The organism is Prevotella sp. TCVGH (assembly GCF_023522295.1).
Taxonomy (GTDB): Bacteria; Bacteroidota; Bacteroidia; order Bacteroidales; family Bacteroidaceae; genus Prevotella; species Prevotella timonensis.
On the sequence record NZ_QFFX01000004.1, the window covers coordinates 61,197 to 80,906 of the forward strand.

Consider the following 19,710-nt stretch of genomic DNA (forward strand, 5'->3'; position numbering starts at 1 on the left):
TCTGAATAAGACATTTTTCGATTCCGATTATATTCACTATTTTTGCAACATATTATAATTATTGCTTGTGAGTCGGTTCAATATCATACTGAGTTTTATCAGTCATTATAAATATCTGATAGTCATTGTCGGAGGTATTCTTATCGTTGGATTTCTCGATGAAAATAGTTTCTTAAAGCGTGTCCAATTGGAATGGCAAATAAGTGATTTGAAAGCAGAGATTGAGAAATATAGTATTCAAAACGAAATCAGCACTCAAAAGCTGCGTGAGCTAAAGCGTAATCCCAATGCAATCAAGAAAATCGCCCGCGAAAACTATTTCATGAAAGCCGATGATGAAGATATTTTTGTGCTGAGTGACGACCAAGCAACACAACAATCAAAATCTACAGATGAAGCAACTGAGTAAAGTTCAGAGTATTTTATTTCTTTCTGGCGGAGCGATGATGGTTATCGGAGCAGGCTGTTTCGCCTTTATGTGGCAACAACACATTGTGTGTTGGATCTATTTATTAGGAGCTTTGCTCTTTGGTGTCATACAAATGATGCAAACGTATGAAGGAAGTTTGCTCACGGTGAAACGCCTAAAAAAAATCATGACCTTTGCAGATGTGCTTTTCATACTATCTGGTTTGCTCATGGTGGATATGGTATTCCAATTTTTTAAGGCAGCCTTTTCCAACTATCTCACCTATTATCAACTTGTTTATAATAAGTGGGTCGTCCTTCTTTTGGTTGCTGCGCTGCTGGAAATGTACACCATGCATAGGATAGGGCATGAACTATCCAAGGCGAAGTCGTAGACCTTGTTGTATTCCCAAAAAATACTAAAAGCAAAGGTAGTCATGATAAATTGCCTTAAATATTTTTGTTCGTCCGCAATACATATTATCTTTGCATGTGATAGACGACTTTCCGATTTTGAAATCCTGTGCAGCGAATATCAATTGGTGTCATCTTTAACGAAAATAGAATCAGACAATATCGGTTTTCATACTGTTGGGTTGAAATCTCTACTCGTCTAAATTACAATTGCTTTAAGAAAACATATATGAATAAAACCTTATACCTACTTATTGCTGTATTAGCTTTTACCTCTTGTGCTAATACGTATAATATCCAAGGTTCATCGAATGTAACCGACTTGGATGGTAGAATGCTGTATCTGAAGGTACTGGAAAACAATGATTTTAAGAGTGTTGACTCCTGTGATGTGACTCATGGACAGTTCCATTTTACGGGTCATATCGATACTGCTCGTATGGCAAATATCTTCATGGACGATGAGAGCGTGCTGACATTTGTATTGGAAGAGGGCGATATCAACATCAAAATCAACAATACACAACAAACAGTTAGTGGCACACCATTGAATGAGAAGTTGTTTAAGTTCTTCAAAGAGTACAATCAACTCAAAAACCGAGAAGCTGAGTTGGTGCATAAACATGACCAAGCCATTATGAATGGTAGTGATATGGCTTTAGTCAATGCCGAACTGAATGCGGAGGCAGCTAAGTTAAGTCAAAAAGAAGACCATTTAGTAACAACGTTTGTCACCGATAATTTTGATAATGTTTTAGGACCGGGTGTTTTCTTTATGGTCACTATTGGTAATCAATATCCTGAATTAACTCCATGGATAGAGGATATCATGAGTAAAGCTACATATCAATTTAAGAATGATCCGTATGTCAAGGACTATTATCAGAAAGCCTTGGAGAATGAGCAAATCATGAATGGAATGAAAGAAATGCCTGCTGCGGTTAATCAAATTCCATCCAATGCACAACAACTGCCACCGCCAGCTTCGCCTGCTGATTTGGCAAAACCGTCTGAATCCAAAGAGTAAAAACATTATTTTTCATGGCTATCTTTATACATGGTGGTACATTAGTCAACGAGGGTAGGGTCTTTCGAGGCTCTATCGTCATCGAAAAGGATCGTATCGCCCACATTGTTCCAGAAGGTCAGCAACCCTGCGGCAATGATTATCAAGTAATAGATGCTACGGGATGTTCTGTCATTCCGGGTGTGATTGATGAACATGTACATTTTAGAGAGCCAGGACTTACCGCAAAGGCTGATATTGAAACAGAGAGTAGGGCAGCTGCTTATGGTGGAGTAACTTCGTTTTTCGACATGCCGAACACCGTTCCTCAAACGACTTCGTTGGAGGCTTTGCAGCAAAAACACGAATTGGCACAGCGAAACAGTCACATCAATTACACTTTCTTTTTTGGCGCTTCCAATAACAATGCTGCCCTGTTTTCACAACTTAATCCACATATCGTGCCTGGCATAAAGTTGTTTATGGGTGCCAGTACGGGAAATATGTTGGTAGATAGAAGTGATGTCTTAACGAAAATCTTTCGCACTGCACCCCTTCCAGTCATGACACACTGTGAGGACACCGAGCTAATTCGTCGTAACACGACTGCCTTTAAGGCGAAGTTTGGCGATGATCCTGCCATGAAATATCATCCTTTGATTCGTAGCGAAGAGGCTTGTTATCAATCTACAGTTTTGGCTGTGCGCCTTGCCAAGAAATATGGGACACGCCTTCACGTGGCTCACCTAACTACTGCAAGAGAGTTAGAACTGTTTGGCGAGCAAGAAAACATTACGGCAGAAGCGGTAATAGCTCATTTGATGTTCTCGGAAGAAGATTATTCAAGATTGGGAAGCAAGATAAAATGCAACCCTGCTGTAAAGCAAAAAGCAGACCGACAGGCACTGCGAGCCGCTTTGACCAATGGAAAAATATACACCATCGGCACCGATCATGCGCCTCATCTGCTTAAAGATAAAGAAGGAGGGAGTTGTAAAGCCGCTTCTGGCATGCCCATGATACAGTTCTCGTTGCCTGCAATGTTAGGGTTGGTAGATGAGGGTGTACTCACCATAGATCGTCTTGTAGCATTGATGTGTCATCATCCAGCCCAATTGTTTGAAGTGAATGACCGCGGTTTTTTACGTGAAAACTACAAGGCAGACATCACGATAGTAAAACCGCATACCCCTTGGACGGTGACCGAGGATATAATTCAAAGTAAATGTAAATGGAGTCCAATGTTGGGACATACTTTCCATTGGAAGGTTATGCAAACCATTTGTAACGGTCACATTATTTATAATAACGGTCAATTTGATAGTAACTATCGTGGCGAAGCTTTGCGTTTCAGGTAGTCATTGCGCCAGTGGTTTTATATCTTTATACTCCCTTGTGGGCTAAAATAAAGCTATGATTGCAAGAATATTGATTTTTTTGCTGTTTCTCATCGTATTGCCAGATTTATATATAGATCTACATTACTTCCGCAAGAAACCCACCTATACCCGGTGGAAGCGATTGTTGTGGTGGCTACCAGCCATTTTGATGTTGGTATATACGTTCAAAATGGGGACTGAAAAGAACTTCATACCCGACAATCCTGCGTGGATAGACAACTATCTGCTTCTCCTTGGATTATTTGTTGTGCCGAAAGGCATCTTTACTCTCTGCTCTTTGATAGGGTTGGGGTATTGCCGAATTTTCAAAAAGCATCATAATTGGGGCAATTTAGTGGGGTTGTTTTTATCCATTATGGTGATATATATATTGGTATATGGGTCGACTTTCGGTCTTCGTCAATTAAAAATCAATCGTATAGATATCGCTTTTAAGGACTTGCCCCCAGCTTTTGACGGATATCGCATCGTGCATTGGAGCGATGCACATGTAGGGACTTATATGAAATCACGTCGTCCTCTGTTGGAAAGAGCGGTTGACAGTATCCGAAAACAGCAAGCAGACATGGTTGTCTTTACTGGCGATTTGCAAAACTTACAGCCCTCAGAACTTTATCCATTTCAAGACTTGTTCCGTTCCATTCATGCCAAAGATGGGGTGTTTAGCGTGTTAGGAAACCATGATTACAGTGGATATATTGCCGCATCAAATGCTATTAAAGTGGGCAATGAGCGAGAACTCATCTCTCGAGAACGCCAATATGGCTGGCAGTTGCTTCTTAACGAGCATCGAACCATTCATCGTGGAGCCGATTCTATTGTCATTGCAGGTACCGAAAATGACGGACTTCCACCTTATCCTGCAAAGGGAAATGTGCACCAAGCCTTGCGAGGAGTAGGGGACAATGCGTTTGTTGTCATGCTTCAGCACGACCCTTCTGCTTGGCGAAGAATCATTCTGCCACAATCGCATGCACAACTAACGTTGAGTGGGCATACGCACGGAGGGCAGTTAAGTCTGTTTGGAATTAGAATCTCCCAACTCTTATTAAAAGAAGATTACGGACTCTACCGTGACGGCAGTCGTGCACTTTATGTCACTTCTGGCTTCGGTGGTCTTATTCCTTTTCGCTTTGGCGTGTCCAGTGAAATTGCTGTCATCACCCTACATCGACAAAAATAACATTCAGCACATTCTCTATGAAATATTTATATCGTATCTATCAGCTCTTAATAGCTGCCCCCTTAGTGGCATTACTCACCCTGTTAACTACCTTACTGACAACCCTTGGCTGTGTTTTAGGTAACGGACACTTTTGGGGATATTATCCTGGAAAGTGTTGGTCGTGGCTCACCATTCGCATTCTGTTGTTGCCTGTGAAAGTCGAAGGACGTGAACATCTTGACAAAAAGCAGTCTTATGTTTTTGTGAGCAACCATCAAGGCGCCTTCGATATCTTTCTGATTTATGGTTTTTTGGATCGAAACTTTAAGTGGATGATGAAGTATCAGCTTCGCAAGATGCCATTTATTGGAATGGCATGTCAAGCTGCACATCATATTTTCGTGGACAAAAGAGGGACAGCCAAGATAAAACAAACTTATTTAGAGGCGCGCCAAACGCTGAAAGACGGTATGTCTTTAGTTGTTTTCCCTGAAGGAGCGCGCACCTTTACAGGGCATATGGGCGACTTCAAGCGTGGCGCTTACATGTTAGCCAGTGATTTGCAACTGCCTGTAGTGCCGCTAACTATCAACGGATCTTTTCAAGTAATGCCTCGTATGCGTGATATGAAATGGGTTCAATGGCACCCACTCACGCTGACCATACATGAGCCTATCTCGCCAAAGGAGCAGAGTCCAGAGAACATCACTGCCACCCTGCAGGAGAGTTATCAAGTGATAATGAAGGCTTTACCAACAGAGTTACAGGGCTATCAGCCAAACTCAGACCAATAAGATTTTAGACATTCAATAAATATAGACGCATAAAAAATAGAATAGAACGTTTTGTAAATCAAGCGGTTTACATTATCTTTGCATCTATCTATCACCCACAAATATAGCGATTATGAACAAAAGCGACAGCATCGTCATCATTCCGACGTACAACGAGAAAGAGAATATTGAAAAAATTATTCGTGCCGTCTTTGCACTCGATAAATGTTTTCATGTGTTGGTTATAGACGATGGAAGTCCAGATGGCACAGCTTCTATCGTGCATGGCTTGATGCAGAACGAGTTTCAGGATCGATTGTTTATCTTGGAGCGTTCTGGTAAGTTAGGATTAGGAACCGCTTACATTACTGGTTTTAAGTGGGCGTTGCAACAAGATTACGATTATATATTTGAAATGGACGCCGATTTCAGTCACGATCCCAATGACCTGCCACGTCTCTATGCAGCTTGTCACGACGAAGGATACGATCTTGCGATAGGTTCACGCTATGTCAGTGGCGTCAATGTTGTTAATTGGCCCATAGGAAGAGTGTTGATGAGTTATTTCGCATCCAAGTATGTACGGTTTGTTACTGGTTTCAACGTTCACGATACCACTGCGGGTTTCAAGTGCTATAAGCGACGTGTACTCGAAACTATTCCTTTAGATGAAGTCCGTTTTAAGGGTTATGGCTTCCAAATCGAAATGAAATACACTGCCTATAAGATAGGCTTTAAAATCAAAGAAGTACCAGTGATCTTTGTCAATCGCCGTGAGGGAACCAGCAAAATGAGTGGTGGCATCTTTGGTGAAGCGTTCTTTGGCGTGATGCGCTTGCGCTTAGATGGCTGGTTACGTAAATATCCACCAATGCCCAAAGATTAAGGCTTTTGTCTCGTTGGTCATCATCTTATTATCAATATATTTTAATGAAGGAAATAAACCCATTGACGCTGTTGTCTTAAGTCAATGGGTTTGTTGATTAAAACAGTCTGTTCTGGACACCAGAACAGTCTGTTTTAGGCTGCAAAATAGTCTGTTTTGGCAGGTGAAGGCATGTAGATAGCAACATTCCCCCAATGCTTTAGGTTCCTTCATAGATATTGCCATGTTTTAAGGGGCTTTCTCACGTTATTTCGTTACCTTTGTATGCTCAACGCATTTGCGATGAATATACAAGACATTCAACAATTATATGGAGCTTCGCCCCAGGCGGGTGCACTCCGAAAAGCAGTAGAGGACAAATCTGTAAAGACCGTTTTCTTACGGGGACTCGTGGCTTCTGCTGCGCCCATGCTATTTGCTGGCATGGCTGGAAAGTTGCAACAAACCATCCTCTTTGTACTACAAGACGCCGATGAGGCTGGTTATTTTTATCATGACTTAATGCAGGTGATGGGCAATCAGCAAGTGTTGTACTTCCCCTCCTCTTATCGACGTGCTATTAAGTACGGACAACGTGATGCCGCTAACGAAATTCTGCGCACCGAAGTGCTCTCAAAACTGAGTTCAGGAGATCCGCTTTATATCGTTGCTTCGCCCGAATCGCTGTGCGAGTGGGTGGTCTCAAAGCAAAAATTAGAGGAGCGAACCCTACAAGTGGCAGTAGGGCAAACGGTGGATATGCAGACGTTGAAAAAGTCGTTGCGTGCCTTCGAGTTTCATGAAGTTGATTATGTTTACGAGCCGGGACAGTTTGCCGTGCGTGGAAGTATTGTCGATGTCTATTCTTATAGCTGTGAATGGCCATATCGTATCGATTTTTTTGGAGACGAGGTAGATACCATTCGTACGTTTGATGTGCAAGATCAGCTTTCTAAAGAACACAAAAAGCAAGTTCAGATAGTGCCCAAACTGTCGGAGATGAAAGAGGATAGAGTTCCGTTTCTTCAATTATTGCCCTCCACTGCCTTGTTGGTAATGCAAGATTTTACCTACGTTCACGACACCATAGAACGCATATACAACGAAGGATTTGCCAAGCAAGTGATGCAAGAACAGTTGGAAGATGCTACCGAGGTGGAGCAACGAGAATTGATGCACGCTTGGCAAAAGGAACAACAGCTCATTAGTGGGCGACAATTTCTGCAAGACATGGCAGGCTTTAAGCGCATTCAGTTTGGGCAACAATCTGATATGACGCCTCAAGTCTCTATTTCTTTTGATATTACTCCACAACCCCTATTTCATAAAAACTTTGATTTGCAGTACCAAACATTGGCGAATTATGCACATCGGGGGTATGCTTTGTATATTTTTGCGGAGAGTGGAAAACAGGTAGAGCGACTTCGTGAAATCATGAAGGCGCAGCAAGAAAATAATTCCTCTATCCCCATTCAACTTGCAGCGGAGTCTTCCAGTGGAGTAGGAGCTTACTTGCAGTTGCAGGCTCCGAGTGCTCGACCAGCAACAGAAGACGGTGAGAAGGGGACTGTTAAGGGGGCGTCTATTCATGCAGGGTACATAGATCATCAACTTAAAATATGCTGTTTCACCGATCACCAAATATTTGAACGCTTCCATAAGTACAACCTCAAGTCGGATAAGGCACGAGCTGGCAAGATGGCACTCACGCTTAAAGAACTTCAGGAAATGGAGCCGGGCGACTTTATTGTGCATGTTGATTTTGGTATTGGTAAATTTGGAGGTTTGGTGAGAGTTCCTACAGGCAATACGTATCAAGAGATGATTCGCATCATCTATCAGCGAGGCGACATTGTAGATGTTTCGATACATGCGCTGTATAAAATCTCCAAGTATCGTCGTAGCGATACTGGTGAACCTCCTCGTTTGTCTACATTGGGAACAGGTGCGTGGGAACGGCTCAAAGAAAAGGCAAAGAAGCGCATCAAGGACATCGCGCGCGACCTCATCAAGCTCTACGCTAAGCGTCGGCATGAAAAAGGTTTTTCCTTTAGTGCCGATACCTTTATGCAACAAGAATTGGAAGCCAGCTTCTTATATGAGGATACCCCAGACCAAGTGAAGGCAACGGCAGAGGTGAAAGGCGACATGGAGAAAGCGCGTCCCATGGACCGTTTGGTGTGTGGCGATGTAGGGTTTGGCAAGACGGAGGTCGCCATTCGTGCAGCGTTCAAGGCAGCTTGCGACTCCAAGCAGGTGGCGGTGCTGGTGCCAACCACGGTGCTTGCTTTCCAACATTTTAAGACTTTCAAGGAACGTTTGCAGGGCATGCCCGTGAATGTGGACTATCTTTCCCGTGCTCGAAGTGCGAAACAGACCCGTCAGGTGTTGGAGGATTTGGCGGCAGGGCGCATCGACATCATCATCGGAACGCATAAGCTGTTGGGAAAGTCGGTGAAGTGGCACGACTTAGGTTTGCTCATCATCGATGAAGAACAGAAGTTCGGAGTGGCAACGAAAGAAAAGTTAAGGAAGCTGAAGACTAACGTTGACACGCTCACCATGTCGGCAACGCCCATTCCCCGTACCCTACAATTCTCGTTGATGGGCGCGCGCGACATGAGTATTATGCGCACACCGCCTCCCAATCGCTATCCCATTCACACAGAGATAGGTACGTTTGGACACGAAATCATTACCGATGCCATCAACTTTGAGATGAGCCGAAACGGACAAGTATATTTCGTGAACGACCGTATCTCTACGCTGCCCGAGATTGAGAAGATGATTAAAAAATATGTACCCGATTGCCGTGTAGCGATTGGGCATGGTCAGATGCCGCCCGAACAGTTGGAGAATGTCTTGATAGACTTCATGAATCATGATTACGATGTGTTACTCTCAACTTCGATTATTGAGAATGGTATTGACATCAGTAATGCCAATACCATCATCATCAACAACGCTCATCGCATCGGATTGTCAGACCTTCATCAAATGAGGGGACGTGTGGGGCGAAGCAATCGCAAAGCCTTTTGCTACCTGTTGGCACCCCCTAAATCGGTTCTCACACCCGAAGCGCGCCGACGTCTCGAAGCTTTGGAGACGTTCTCTGAATTGGGTAGCGGGTTCAACATCGCCATGCAAGACTTGGACATTCGTGGGGCAGGGAACTTGTTAGGGGCAGAACAGAGCGGTTTCATGGAGGATTTGGGGTACGAAACCTATCAAAAAATCCTCTCACAAGCGGTTACCGAGTTACGTAATGACGAGTTCAGCGACCTGTACGAAGAATCTATTGCAAGTGGAGAAGTGGTGTCGGGCGCTGATTTCGTGGACGACTGTGCCGTGGAGAGTGATTTGGAAATGTATTTCCCCGATAACTATGTGCCGGGAAGCAGCGAGCGTATGTTGTTGTATCGCGAGTTGGATAATATTGAAGATGATAATGAACTGACCACTTATAGAAAGAGGTTGGAAGACCGGTTTGGTCCAGTTCCGCATGAAGGTGTAGAACTGATGAATGTTGTGGCGTTGCGACGCGTGGGCAAACGCTTGGGATGTGAGAAGCTCATACTGAAACAAGGTAACATGACCTTGCAGTTTGTGAGCAATCCCATGAGTGCATATTATAAGAGCAAAGCATTTGATAGCGTGCTCAACTACATTGCCCAGCATGCTCGTCGCTGCGACTTAAAGGAGGTGAAGGGCAAACGGATGTTGCATGTGAGCAATGTTTCGAGTGTTGAAGAGGGCGTGAAGATACTTAGAGAGATAGAGAGCAGTGCATCGATGTAACGCTGAATGCGCCTTACCGATGTTCAGAAAAGTATTTCCACAAAGGAGCTATCATCAGTGCCTGCATGAAGTCACCGTTCTTGAGCATTTCGAAGACTTTGGCTTTAGGCAGTAACTCAAACTCGATGTCTTCGGTCTTGTCCAAGTGTTGACTGCTGATTGGTTCTACACCCTTTGCCAAAAAGCAGTGGCAAAGGTTGTTCGTGGTGCTAGGATTGGGAGAGATGGTCATGAGTTTGCTCCATGTACCTCCGCCAAAGCCTGTTTCTTCTTGCAGTTCTCGCTTGGCAGCGTCGAGCGGTTCTTCGTCTTTTTCTATCACGCCAGCACAAATTTCATTCGACACAATGCCCAGTCCTTGTCGCCATTGGCGTTCAATAATCAAGTTTCCTTTGCAGTCTTCTGCTATAACATTTACCCAATCGGGATATTCCAGCACATAGTATTCGTCATGAATCACGCCGTTTGGCAGTTTTACCTCATCGCGACGAGCCGTCAGCCACGGTCGTTTGATGATGTAATCAGACTTTAATGTTTCCCATTTTTTGATTGACATGCTATTTTATTTTAGATAGTTGGAAGCTCTACTTTGCAGTGTTGCGAGTCACTCGGAAACCATTGTGTTTCAAGTGTACGATGTAGCAAAGGTACGACTTTTTTTTGATGGCACAAATCTAATCTTCTTATGTGAGTCTTTTTTGCAGGAGATTAGCAGTTTCTATATCCTTTCTTTAGGTCTGTATGGACAGGAATTTATAAAAATAGATGTTGTTTTGGGAGCTGAAATGTCTGTAAACTGCCTTTTTTTGCGTACATTTGTCAACGCAACAAATACACTATTGTAAAGTGGGGGACAACGACATCCCTTTCAATCTTCGTAAAATTGGACATAAACAACTATCTTGTGCGGCTTGCCTCTGGTGACGTATCTGCATTTGAGGCAGTTTTTAGACAATATTATCCTCGTGTTCGTGCTTTTGCATTAGGACTTACAAAAGAGGCAAGCGATGCTGATGACATTGCTCAGCAGGTATTTGTGAAGTTGTGGACGCATCGCAGCCAACTTGTTACTGTTCGAAATTTAGATGCCTATTTATTTAAGACGGCACGAAATACTTTCTTAGATTATATTAGAAGTAGGAAGAAGAACCTTGTCATTGAGCGCATTGACGATGGGATGTGTCTTCCAGATTCTGCGTCTCCTTTTGAAGACTTGGAGCGTGAGGAGTTGAGGTTGCTTGTAGATATGGTGGTAGAGACAATGCCACCAAAGCGGCAAGCTGTCTACCGGATGATCAGAGAGCAGGGGCTAAGCCTTGAAGAAGTTTCCAAGACCATGTCTATCAGCAAAAAAACCGCAGAGAATCACCTTAATTTAGCGTTACGGCAGTTAAGAAAAATAGTTTATCTCTTCTTATTAATTGTTAACAACTTGGGTGTATTTTGACGGAAGTTCGTCATTGATATAAAGCAGACAATATGAAATATAGAGACGCCATCATCAAGTACTTCTTTCATCACAATGTTTCCAGTCGCACGAAGAAGCGTGTCTTTCGCTACTTGGCAGATGAGCAAATATTGGCAGAAAAAGACGATACTATGCAAAAAATATGGGATGACACACGTCATGCCAAACTGGACGACGATGAGCTGGACATCGCCTTGATGCAGGTTGAAAACAACTTGTCGTTGGTATCTGGCAACGCGACTAAAGCGGCAGGCGTCGTCATGCGCCCTCGTTGGAGAATTTTTGCTGCCTCATGGCTGATTGCCGTCATGGCTATGTCTTTCTCTGCCTACTGGTATATACAGACTTCCAAAAAAGCAGAGCAGGTGGATCAGGTGGAATTTCTTGAGGCTATGACCGACTATGGACAGAAAAAAAACATTGTTTTGCCAGATGGCAGCAAGGTATGGCTCAATGTAGGCTCTACACTTATTTATCCAACAGCATTTGTACAAAAAACGCGCAAGGTATTTTTGTCGGGCGAGGGCTTCTTTGAAGTTGCCAAAATGAGCAGCCCCTTTGTGGTAACCACACGTTGCTTACAGACCAAAGTGTTGGGTACATCTTTCAATGTAAAAAGCTATGATGGCGAGGATGCAGTGACTGTAACCTTGAAAACGGGAAAGGTTGTCGTTGCTGTGCACGACGAGTTTCATGACGGAACACACTTTCTCGTGCCAAACGAGCAGTTGGTGTATGTTCCATCCACAGGAAAAGTGGTTGTGCAGCAAGTAGGTGATGGGATGAGCGACGCATGGCGAAAGAGCAAGTTGCAGCTTACAGATGTCTCTTTGAAAGAAGCCCTGCGACAAATTGAAAGGATGTACAATGTGAAATGCCATTTACTGAACGATCGATATGCTCAGCAGCGTATCCGTGCACATTTCAATCAGAACGAGAAGTTGGAAAACGTTCTCTATGTCATCAAGCGCCTCATTCCAGGTATTGCCTATCGGGTAGAAGGTAATGATATTTACTTTGAGTAGCATTAAAGAGGCTTCACATCGTGTATTTTTTAATTGTTATGATTATTTAACACTATTACTTTGGGTGTTGTCGCCAGCTTTCACGTCTTACCCATGAAATTAAACCTATAACTATAAACCATGTATGAATAAAAGAGTAATTTGTTGCTTGAGATTGGCATTGTGTATGCTTATGGTCGGAACGATGTCCATCCATGCGCAACGTGTGTCGTTCAATGGAGAGCGTATGTCTCTGAAGAAGGCTTTCGAGCGGATAGAGCAGCTCTCGAAGTATAAAATCGAATACAATGTGTCGCAGTTCAATGCCGACCGCCTTGTCACCTTGACACAGAAAGACACTGATGTACTGCACGTTCTAACTGAACTGCTTGCCGGTACAGGGTACACCTATTCTGTGAATGGAAATTATATTCTGATACAACCCGTACGGAAAACTCAAAATAACATGCGAACGATTCAGGGTATGGTTGTAGATACCTCTGGTGAAGCAATCGTAGGAGCCGTTGTTAAGCAGGCAGGAGCTAAAAAAGGTGTGATAACCGATATTGACGGGAAGTTTGTCATTGACGTTCCTGCGGGTGCCATGCTGACGATTTCCTATGTAGGAATGAAAGAAACAGCAGTGAAAGCGACCGCTGGGATGAACGTTATTTTGGAGAGTAATATCGAAGCACTTGACGAAGTCGTTGTCGTAGGCTATGGTACCCAAAAGAAGGCAAATCTCACAGGGTCTGTAGCACAAGTGAAAATGGAAGACGTCTTGGGCGACCGACCTGTGGTAAGTGCTGCTTCGGCATTGCAGGGAGCCATGCCTGGACTCACCATTGGTGGTGGTTCTGGACCGGGTGTGGCAAAGTCTCTTAACGTCAGAGGTACGCTGTCCATCAACGGTGGTGCTCCATTGGTGCTTATAGACAATGTTGAAGGCGACCTGAGCACACTGAACCCTGACGACATTGAAAGCGTCACTATGCTGAAGGATGCAGCCAGTTCGGCAATCTATGGAGCGCGTGCAGCAGGTGGCGTCATACTTGTTTCGTTGAAACATCCCAAGTCCAACGAACACTTCTCTGCCAACTATAATTTCAATGTGGGGTGGGAACAAACCGCAAACTTCTTGAAGCAGTCATCACTCAGGGAATATCTTAATGCCTACATGGAAGCGGGCTATTCCAATTCGTATTGGGCTGGCAATGGTGAAGTATCCAAGTGGCGTGACTATCTTGACAAATATAATCAAAATCCTTCTTCTGTTTCAACGGTAGGAGACGGCATCTTCCAGGATACAGATGGAAAGGTGTATTGGCTAAGTGAGAATGACTTGGCAAAGAATATGATGACAACAGGTGCCATTCAAAACCACAACTTGACGGTTTCTGGTGGTACAGATCGTATCAGGTACAGGCTTTCTGGTAGTTTCAGCAAGGAAGATGGACCCTTAATTACCAATAAGGACATGTTTGAACGCAAGACAATCAACGGATTCATAGCGGCTGATGTTCTGAAGTGGTATACGCAAGAGGCCAACATCTCGTACACAAATTCTGATCTCTCAAAACCAGAGGTTGTAGGAAACATGTATCCCTACTACACAACAAGGCTGATAAACTATTATCCAGAAGGTGACATGCCAGGCAAAATATTGGGAACTAATGAGAATTTGCCCTCGCAAACACCTTCCAACATGATACGGTTGGCTCCTGTCTCTCATGAAGAGAAATCCGTGCCTCGCATCTCGCTCCGCTCCATTTTCAAGCTGTTGCCTGGTTGGATCATCACAGGTGAATATACCTACAACCGAACAGATACTCATTATCAGTTTTATTCGGACAGGTTTCGCTTTGCCGACGTTCAGTTGGCCGCAAAGAATTCAACGGAGAAAGGACAGGACTTTTACAGAATGTACGACACTACTGCGAAATACAATGCTCTGAACGTTTTCTCCAATTACGAACATGCATGGGGAAACCACGCCTTCAAGGCGATGCTTGGTTTCAACCAGGAGGAGTATTATTATCGGTACTTCTATGGAAACGTATTGGCGCAAGCCACTCCAAGCGTGCCATCATTTGAAGGTGGAACGGGTGAAAAGAAAATCATAGATAAGTATTCTGAATATGCCATCAGGAGTGGTTTTGCGCGCTTTAACTATGTGTATGCCGATAAGTATTTATTTGAATTAAACGGCAGGTACGATGGTTCGTCCAAGTTCCCGAAAGATAATCGGTTTGGATTTTTCCCGTCTGTAAGTGCCGGTTGGAGATTGGGGCAGGAAAAGTTCATGAGTATGTCCAAGTCGTGGCTGGATGATCTCAAGTTGCGTGTGTCTTATGGAACAGTGGGAAACCAGCGTATCGACCCCTATCAGTTCACGCCTACAATGTCTGTAAACAGTGCAGGTACTTACATTTTGGATGCAGGAGGGAAGACTACTTACATTACCTCACCGGGACTTGTAAGCAGTAGTTTTACATGGGAAAAAGTAACTACCTTTAATGTTGGGTGCGATTTTTATGCTTTCAACAACCAGCTAAATGCTACTTTTGACTGGTATAACCGTAAGACCACAGGAATGTTAGCAGCGGGTATAGAGATTCCTAAGGTGGTGGGAACGACAGCTCCCTTGCAAAACGTGGCCGACATGAAGAACCAAGGATGGGAGCTAAGTGTAGCTTGGCGCAGCAATGTAGGCAACCTAAACTACAGGATAGGACTGAACGTCTATGACAGTTGGGCAGAGATTACCAAGTTCAACAACGAGTCTCGGCTGTTGTCAGATTACTATGTAGGGCAGCGTATAGGAGAAATCTGGGGATATGAGGCTGATGGCTATTATGCCATTGGCGACTTTGATCAAGATGCGGCAAGAAAGGGAACCTGGGTGCTGAACAAGGGAGTGACCAGGATTAATGGTTACAACCCGCAGCCAGGCGACATGAAGTTCAAGGATCTGGACGGTGATGGTGTTATTACCGCTGGGGAAGGCACCGTGGAGAAAGCAGGCGACAGGAAAGTTATAGGCAACAACGCCTCGCGTTATCAGTTTGGTATGAACATAGGTGCCAGCTACAAGGGTCTCAGTCTCGAAGTATTGTTGCAAGGCGTTGGCAAGCGTGACTATTGGCTGGGTGGGTCGGCTCTGTTTCCTTTTGCTGGTGTTGATGCTGGTGATGCGGTATTCCAACCGCTTTACTATAACCAGACAGACTATTGGACAGCCAAGAGCTACGATCCCAGCAGCCCAGACTACATGGTGGCTGCCAATCCTGGCTGCGAGTTATTCCGTATTTACGATCAAGGCAACAACATCCGTTCAAACACAAGGATAAGTGATAGGTATCTCCAGAACGCTGCATACCTGCGCGTCAAGAACGTCACTCTCTCTTACCTTCTTCCAAAAGAATGGATACACAAGCTGTTTATTCGCAGTGCCAAGGTATTCCTTAGCATGGAAAACTTGGCCACTTTCACATCTTTGCCAAAAGGGTATGACCCAGAGGGAACGGCCGCTGGCTCACATGCAAATGCTTTAAGCAACGGAATTTCCTGGACGTATCCTTATTATCGTACCATCTCAGTTGGTGCAAGCATTACTTTCTAACTCAACAAGCAAATAACATGAAAAAGATTATATTAACCTTATTGGTCATGGTGGCGCTGTCTTCTTGCAATGATGCCTTCTTGGACAAGTATCCTGTCACGGACATGATAGAAGACAATGCCTTTTTGGAAAACGACAACTTCAAGGCTTTTATCAACCCATGCTATGAGATGTTTACCAATACGACTATCCGTACCAGTATAAATCGCTGTTATGTCAACGCACAGTTTTATGGGGATATGTACGGAGGCTTGGTAACCCATCGGGACAACCAGCGAAATCCTTATGCCTACCAAACGGTGATGCCCACTACCGACGGGGGAGGATGGGACTTCTCATACATCCGTCGTATCAACATCTTGTTGAGCCATCTTGGTGACGGACACCTTACAGCGGCACAAGCAGCACATTGGCGGTCGGTGGCTTATTTCTTTTCGGCCTATTGGTATATGGAGCTGGTAGATCGCTTTGGCGACGTGCCTTGGGTTAACAAGGTGCTGAGTGAGAGCGATGAGGCAGCGTATGGACCACGTACGCCTCGAGCCGTGGTGGCAGATAGTATCATTGCCCGTCTGGAATACGCCGCAGACAACATCGGGACGCAGCACGACGGTGACAACACCATTACAGCACATGCAATAAAGGCGGCATTGTCTCGCTTCTTGTTAAGAGAGGCAACGTGGGCTAAATATCACGGACTGAACGAACCTTACGAGGCTTATCTCCACAAATGTATCAAGGTATCCAAGGAACTAATGGATGTCTATCCTACGCTGTACAAAGGATGCGGCAGCGAGAAAGAAGATGCCGCAGGCTACGGTGAGCTCTGGACCACAGAGAACTTGAAGGGTGTGGACGGTGTTATACTGGCCAAGGAGTTTGTAGACAATATGCTGATGCACCGTTATAATGACTACGAACACATAGCTGCCAATGCCGCCGACGTGCCGCAATATACAGTAGATATGTTTCTGATGAAGAACGGCTACCCCATTGCAAACCCCAAGTCGGGCTATCAAGGTGGAAAAGGCAAGGATATGTGGGACACTTTTGCTGGTCGCGACCCCCGATTGTACCAAAACATACAGCCTCCTTATGTAGTGGCGCCAAACAATGGAGCAGAGGATAATGTTCATTCATTCAGGAGTTGGCGATTTTTGAAGGCTGGCGACAACAATCAAGGTCATGTAGTGACAGCCGCCGAGGCAGCCAAATATCGTTTCTACATCGACTACATGGGCGTCAACGACCAGTGTGTAAGAGGCGGCATGTATGGTGGAAAGGGCATGAAGAGATGCCCTGGACAAAACTGGGGAGCTGCTCTTACACCAGTAAGTCCTAACTTCACCACCGATTCGCGAGTCCCCTTTATGAGGTGCCGCACGGGATATTATTTTTGGAAGAATTACGATATGTGGGAATTCTCTACTGGTTCATCTGCTTTTTGCACTGCCGACAAGCCTATCTTCAAGATAGAAGAGGTATTGCTCAATTATGCCGAAGCCGCATGGGAACTTGGAATATTCAACCAGTCTGTTGCCGATGCGACCATCAACAAGCTGCGTTTACGTTCAGGAGTTGCACTCATGAAAGTAGCTGAAATAGATGCCGACTTTGACCCTGATAGAGACAAGGGCAATGCTCCATGGTGGACAGGCAAAGGTGGCAAGTTTGGCAATTACAACGTAGACCCTGTGTTGTGGGAGATCAGGCGAGAGCGTCAAACAGAACTCTTTGGCGAGGGGTTCGCATTTTATGACGTTCGCCGTTGGGCAAAGGCTGCCTATTATGTCAACCGCCAGCCCTGCGGACTTTGGACCACAGCGCAAGACAATATCTATGCACCCAGAAAGAATAGTTATTCTGGACAGTTTGTCGATTACGAGAAGATACAGTCATCTGGCAAAGCCAGTGCAGAAAACAACACGGTGGGAAGTGGTTGGATTTATACCTATGAAAGTCCGTTGGTGGCAGGCGGTTGGCTGGATGCGTATTACCTCATGATGGTACCCACAAGCCAAATTGTGCTGAATCCTAAACTGACACAGAATCCTGGTTACAACCAGCTGTTTGGATTGACAAAATAAATAAACATGAAGCACTTTGATATTCGAGAAAACATCATGGTTACAGGTGTAATGGCATTTGCAGTTACACCTGTAATGGCAAAAGGACACCCTAAGGCCGCAAAGCTAACCAAACCTAACATTATTTATATTATGTGCGACGATATGGGTTATGGCGATTTGGGGTGTTATGGGCAGCCATACATCAGCACACCCAACATCGACCGCATGGCCAGCGAAGGCATGCGCTTTACGCAGGCCTATGCCGGTGCGCCTGTAAGTGCACCCTCAAGAGCAAGCATGATGACTGGGCAACACACTGGGCATACTGCCGTCAGGGGCAACAAAGAGTATTGGCGTGACGTGCCATTGGTAACCTATGGCATAAACAAAGACTATTCTGTTGTTGGTCAGCATCCCTATGACCCCAGCCATGTGATTCTGCCAGAGATAATGAAAGACAATGGTTATCGAACAGGGATGTTTGGCAAGTGGGCAGGAGGGTATGAAGGCTCGGTGTCAACGCCCGACAAGCGAGGCTTCGATGAGTTTTATGGCTACATCTGCCAGTTTCAGGCTCATCTGTATTATCCAAACTTCCTGAACGAGTACAGCAGGCAGCGGGGTGATACGGCTGTGAGAAGGGTGGTGCTGGATGCAAACATACGCTATCCTATGTTTGGCAAGCAGTATGCTCTGCGTACACAATACTCTGCAGACATGATACATCAGCGTGCCTTGCAGTGGCTCGACAGGCAAGACGGGAAACATCCTTTCTTTGGTATCTTTACTTATACCCTGCCTCACGCTGAGCTGGTGCAGCCCGATGATTCGCTGGTAGCATTCTACGAGCGTAAGTTTTTCGAGGACAAGACATGGGGAGGAAACGAGGGTAGCAGGTACAATGCTGTGACACACACGCATGCCCAGTTTGCTGCCATGATTACCCGGTTGGACATGTATGTGGGACAGATATTCAAGAAACTAAGGGAGAAAGGTTTGGACGAAAATACGCTTGTGGTGTTTACCAGTGATAACGGTCCCCATGAGGAGGGTGGTGCCGACCCCGATTTCTTTGGGCGAGACGGCAAGCTGCGAGGCTTGAAGCGACAATGCTACGAGGGGGGCATCCGTATTCCTTTCATCACATGGTGGAAAGGACATATCAAGGCGGGTACAAGCACCGATTTGCAGGTGGCTTTTTACGACCTGATGCCTACTTTCTGCGAGCTGGCGGGTGTAAAGGATTATGAGAAAAAATACAGGAACAGAAAAGTAAAGACTGATTACTTCGACGGTATATCGTTTGCCCCAACGCTGCTTGGGCGAGTGCAGACCACTAAACACGAATATTTGTATTGGGAGTTTCACGAGACCAACCAGATAGGCGTGCGTATGGGAGATTGGAAGATGGTGGTGATAAAGGGCACGCCACACTTATATAACCTTGCTTCCGACCTGCACGAAGACCACGATGTGGCTGCTTTGCATCCAGACATTGTAAGGCAAATGGTGAAGATCGTACTGAAAGAGCATGTGGAAAGCAAGCTGTTTCAGGTAACCTTACCTGAGTAAGAAAAGACTGAAACTGGCTTTGTGATTTTAGGGGGTCAGTCGTAAAACCCAGTTGCATCCCTCCTCTCTTCATGCACATAATTTCATAAGTATTTGTTATCTTTGCATCATGAAGACCGAGCAATTGTTGCGTTGTATCTTTCCAG

At 44.9% G+C, this 19,710-nt stretch carries 14 protein-coding genes; 13 read left to right on the forward strand and 1 reads right to left on the reverse strand.

Annotated elements, in window-relative coordinates; genetic code table 11:
- The first annotated feature begins 61 nt into the window (after positions 1–61).
- From DEM91_RS01525 to mfd, 8 genes are all read left to right on the forward strand, one after another.
- Positions 62–409, forward strand: coding sequence for an FtsB family cell division protein (locus DEM91_RS01525; RefSeq protein ID WP_008125391.1), 348 nt, complete (start codon positions 62–64; stop codon positions 407–409).
- Complete coding sequence (locus DEM91_RS01530) at positions 393–803, forward strand: hypothetical protein (RefSeq protein WP_102188213.1); 411 nt, start codon at positions 393–395, stop codon at positions 801–803. Before DEM91_RS01525 ends, DEM91_RS01530 begins: the two co-directional genes overlap by 17 nt.
- 248 nt (positions 804–1,051) lie before the next feature.
- Entirely contained in the window at positions 1,052–1,849 is a 798-nt protein-coding gene (locus tag DEM91_RS01535; RefSeq protein WP_249857661.1) for a DUF4369 domain-containing protein, read from the forward strand.
- Between the two features lie 14 nt (positions 1,850–1,863).
- Positions 1,864–3,186, forward strand: coding sequence for a dihydroorotase (locus tag DEM91_RS01540; protein WP_249857663.1), 1,323 nt, complete (start codon positions 1,864–1,866; stop codon positions 3,184–3,186).
- Positions 3,187–3,241: 55 nt separating this feature from the next.
- Complete coding sequence (locus tag DEM91_RS01545; RefSeq protein WP_249857665.1) at positions 3,242–4,411, forward strand: metallophosphoesterase; 1,170 nt, start codon at positions 3,242–3,244, stop codon at positions 4,409–4,411.
- A 17-nt stretch (positions 4,412–4,428) separates the two neighbouring features.
- Positions 4,429–5,187 (forward strand): lysophospholipid acyltransferase family protein, encoded by a 759-nt coding sequence (locus tag DEM91_RS01550; RefSeq protein WP_249857667.1) that lies wholly within the window; start codon positions 4,429–4,431, stop codon positions 5,185–5,187.
- A gap of 112 nt (positions 5,188–5,299) precedes the next feature.
- Positions 5,300–6,052, forward strand: coding sequence for a polyprenol monophosphomannose synthase (locus tag DEM91_RS01555; protein WP_036929967.1), 753 nt, complete (start codon positions 5,300–5,302; stop codon positions 6,050–6,052).
- A 282-nt stretch (positions 6,053–6,334) separates the two neighbouring features.
- Positions 6,335–9,829, forward strand: coding sequence for a transcription-repair coupling factor (gene mfd / locus DEM91_RS01560; protein ID WP_249857669.1), 3,495 nt, complete (start codon positions 6,335–6,337; stop codon positions 9,827–9,829).
- A gap of 13 nt (positions 9,830–9,842) precedes the next feature.
- Here mfd and DEM91_RS01565 read toward each other — a convergent pair whose 3' ends face one another.
- Positions 9,843–10,385, reverse strand: coding sequence for an NUDIX hydrolase (locus DEM91_RS01565; RefSeq protein WP_249857670.1), 543 nt, complete (start codon positions 10,383–10,385; stop codon positions 9,843–9,845).
- A gap of 327 nt (positions 10,386–10,712) precedes the next feature.
- Here DEM91_RS01565 and DEM91_RS01570 point away from each other — a divergent pair, with 327 nt between their 5' ends.
- From DEM91_RS01570 to DEM91_RS01590, 5 genes are all read left to right on the forward strand, one after another.
- Entirely contained in the window at positions 10,713–11,276 is a 564-nt protein-coding gene (locus tag DEM91_RS01570) for an RNA polymerase sigma-70 factor (protein WP_195252312.1), read from the forward strand.
- A gap of 32 nt (positions 11,277–11,308) precedes the next feature.
- Complete coding sequence (locus tag DEM91_RS01575; protein ID WP_195252311.1) at positions 11,309–12,322, forward strand: FecR family protein; 1,014 nt, start codon at positions 11,309–11,311, stop codon at positions 12,320–12,322.
- 445 nt (positions 12,323–12,767) lie between these two features.
- Positions 12,768–15,923 carry a SusC/RagA family TonB-linked outer membrane protein gene (locus tag DEM91_RS01580; RefSeq protein ID WP_410525612.1) on the forward strand — a complete coding sequence of 1,052 codons (3,156 nt, stop codon included), beginning with the start codon at positions 12,768–12,770 and terminating at the stop codon, positions 15,921–15,923.
- Positions 15,924–15,940: 17 nt separating this feature from the next.
- Entirely contained in the window at positions 15,941–18,010 is a 2,070-nt protein-coding gene (locus DEM91_RS01585) for a RagB/SusD family nutrient uptake outer membrane protein (protein WP_249857672.1), read from the forward strand.
- A gap of 51 nt (positions 18,011–18,061) precedes the next feature.
- Positions 18,062–19,564 carry an arylsulfatase gene (locus tag DEM91_RS01590; protein WP_249857676.1) on the forward strand — a complete coding sequence of 501 codons (1,503 nt, stop codon included), beginning with the start codon at positions 18,062–18,064 and terminating at the stop codon, positions 19,562–19,564.
- The last annotated feature ends 146 nt before the right edge of the window (positions 19,565–19,710 follow it).

Coding starts and splice junctions, on each gene's coding strand:
- DEM91_RS01530 (WP_102188213.1), top strand. CDS start 393: ATGAAGCAACTGAGTAAAGTTCAGAGTATTTTATTTCTTTCTGGCGGA.
- DEM91_RS01540 (WP_249857663.1), top strand. CDS start 1,864: ATGGCTATCTTTATACATGGTGGTACATTAGTCAACGAGGGTAGGGTC.
- DEM91_RS01555 (WP_036929967.1), top strand. CDS start 5,300: ATGAACAAAAGCGACAGCATCGTCATCATTCCGACGTACAACGAGAAA.
- DEM91_RS01545 (WP_249857665.1), top strand. CDS start 3,242: ATGATTGCAAGAATATTGATTTTTTTGCTGTTTCTCATCGTATTGCCA.
- mfd (WP_249857669.1), top strand. CDS start 6,335: ATGAATATACAAGACATTCAACAATTATATGGAGCTTCGCCCCAGGCG.
- DEM91_RS01585 (WP_249857672.1), top strand. CDS start 15,941: ATGAAAAAGATTATATTAACCTTATTGGTCATGGTGGCGCTGTCTTCT.
- DEM91_RS01590 (WP_249857676.1), top strand. CDS start 18,062: ATGGCATTTGCAGTTACACCTGTAATGGCAAAAGGACACCCTAAGGCC.
- DEM91_RS01550 (WP_249857667.1), top strand. CDS start 4,429: ATGAAATATTTATATCGTATCTATCAGCTCTTAATAGCTGCCCCCTTA.
- DEM91_RS01535 (WP_249857661.1), top strand. CDS start 1,052: ATGAATAAAACCTTATACCTACTTATTGCTGTATTAGCTTTTACCTCT.
- DEM91_RS01580 (WP_410525612.1), top strand. CDS start 12,768: ATGCGAACGATTCAGGGTATGGTTGTAGATACCTCTGGTGAAGCAATC.
- DEM91_RS01565 (WP_249857670.1), bottom strand. CDS start 10,385: ATGTCAATCAAAAAATGGGAAACATTAAAGTCTGATTACATCATCAAA.
- DEM91_RS01575 (WP_195252311.1), top strand. CDS start 11,309: ATGAAATATAGAGACGCCATCATCAAGTACTTCTTTCATCACAATGTT.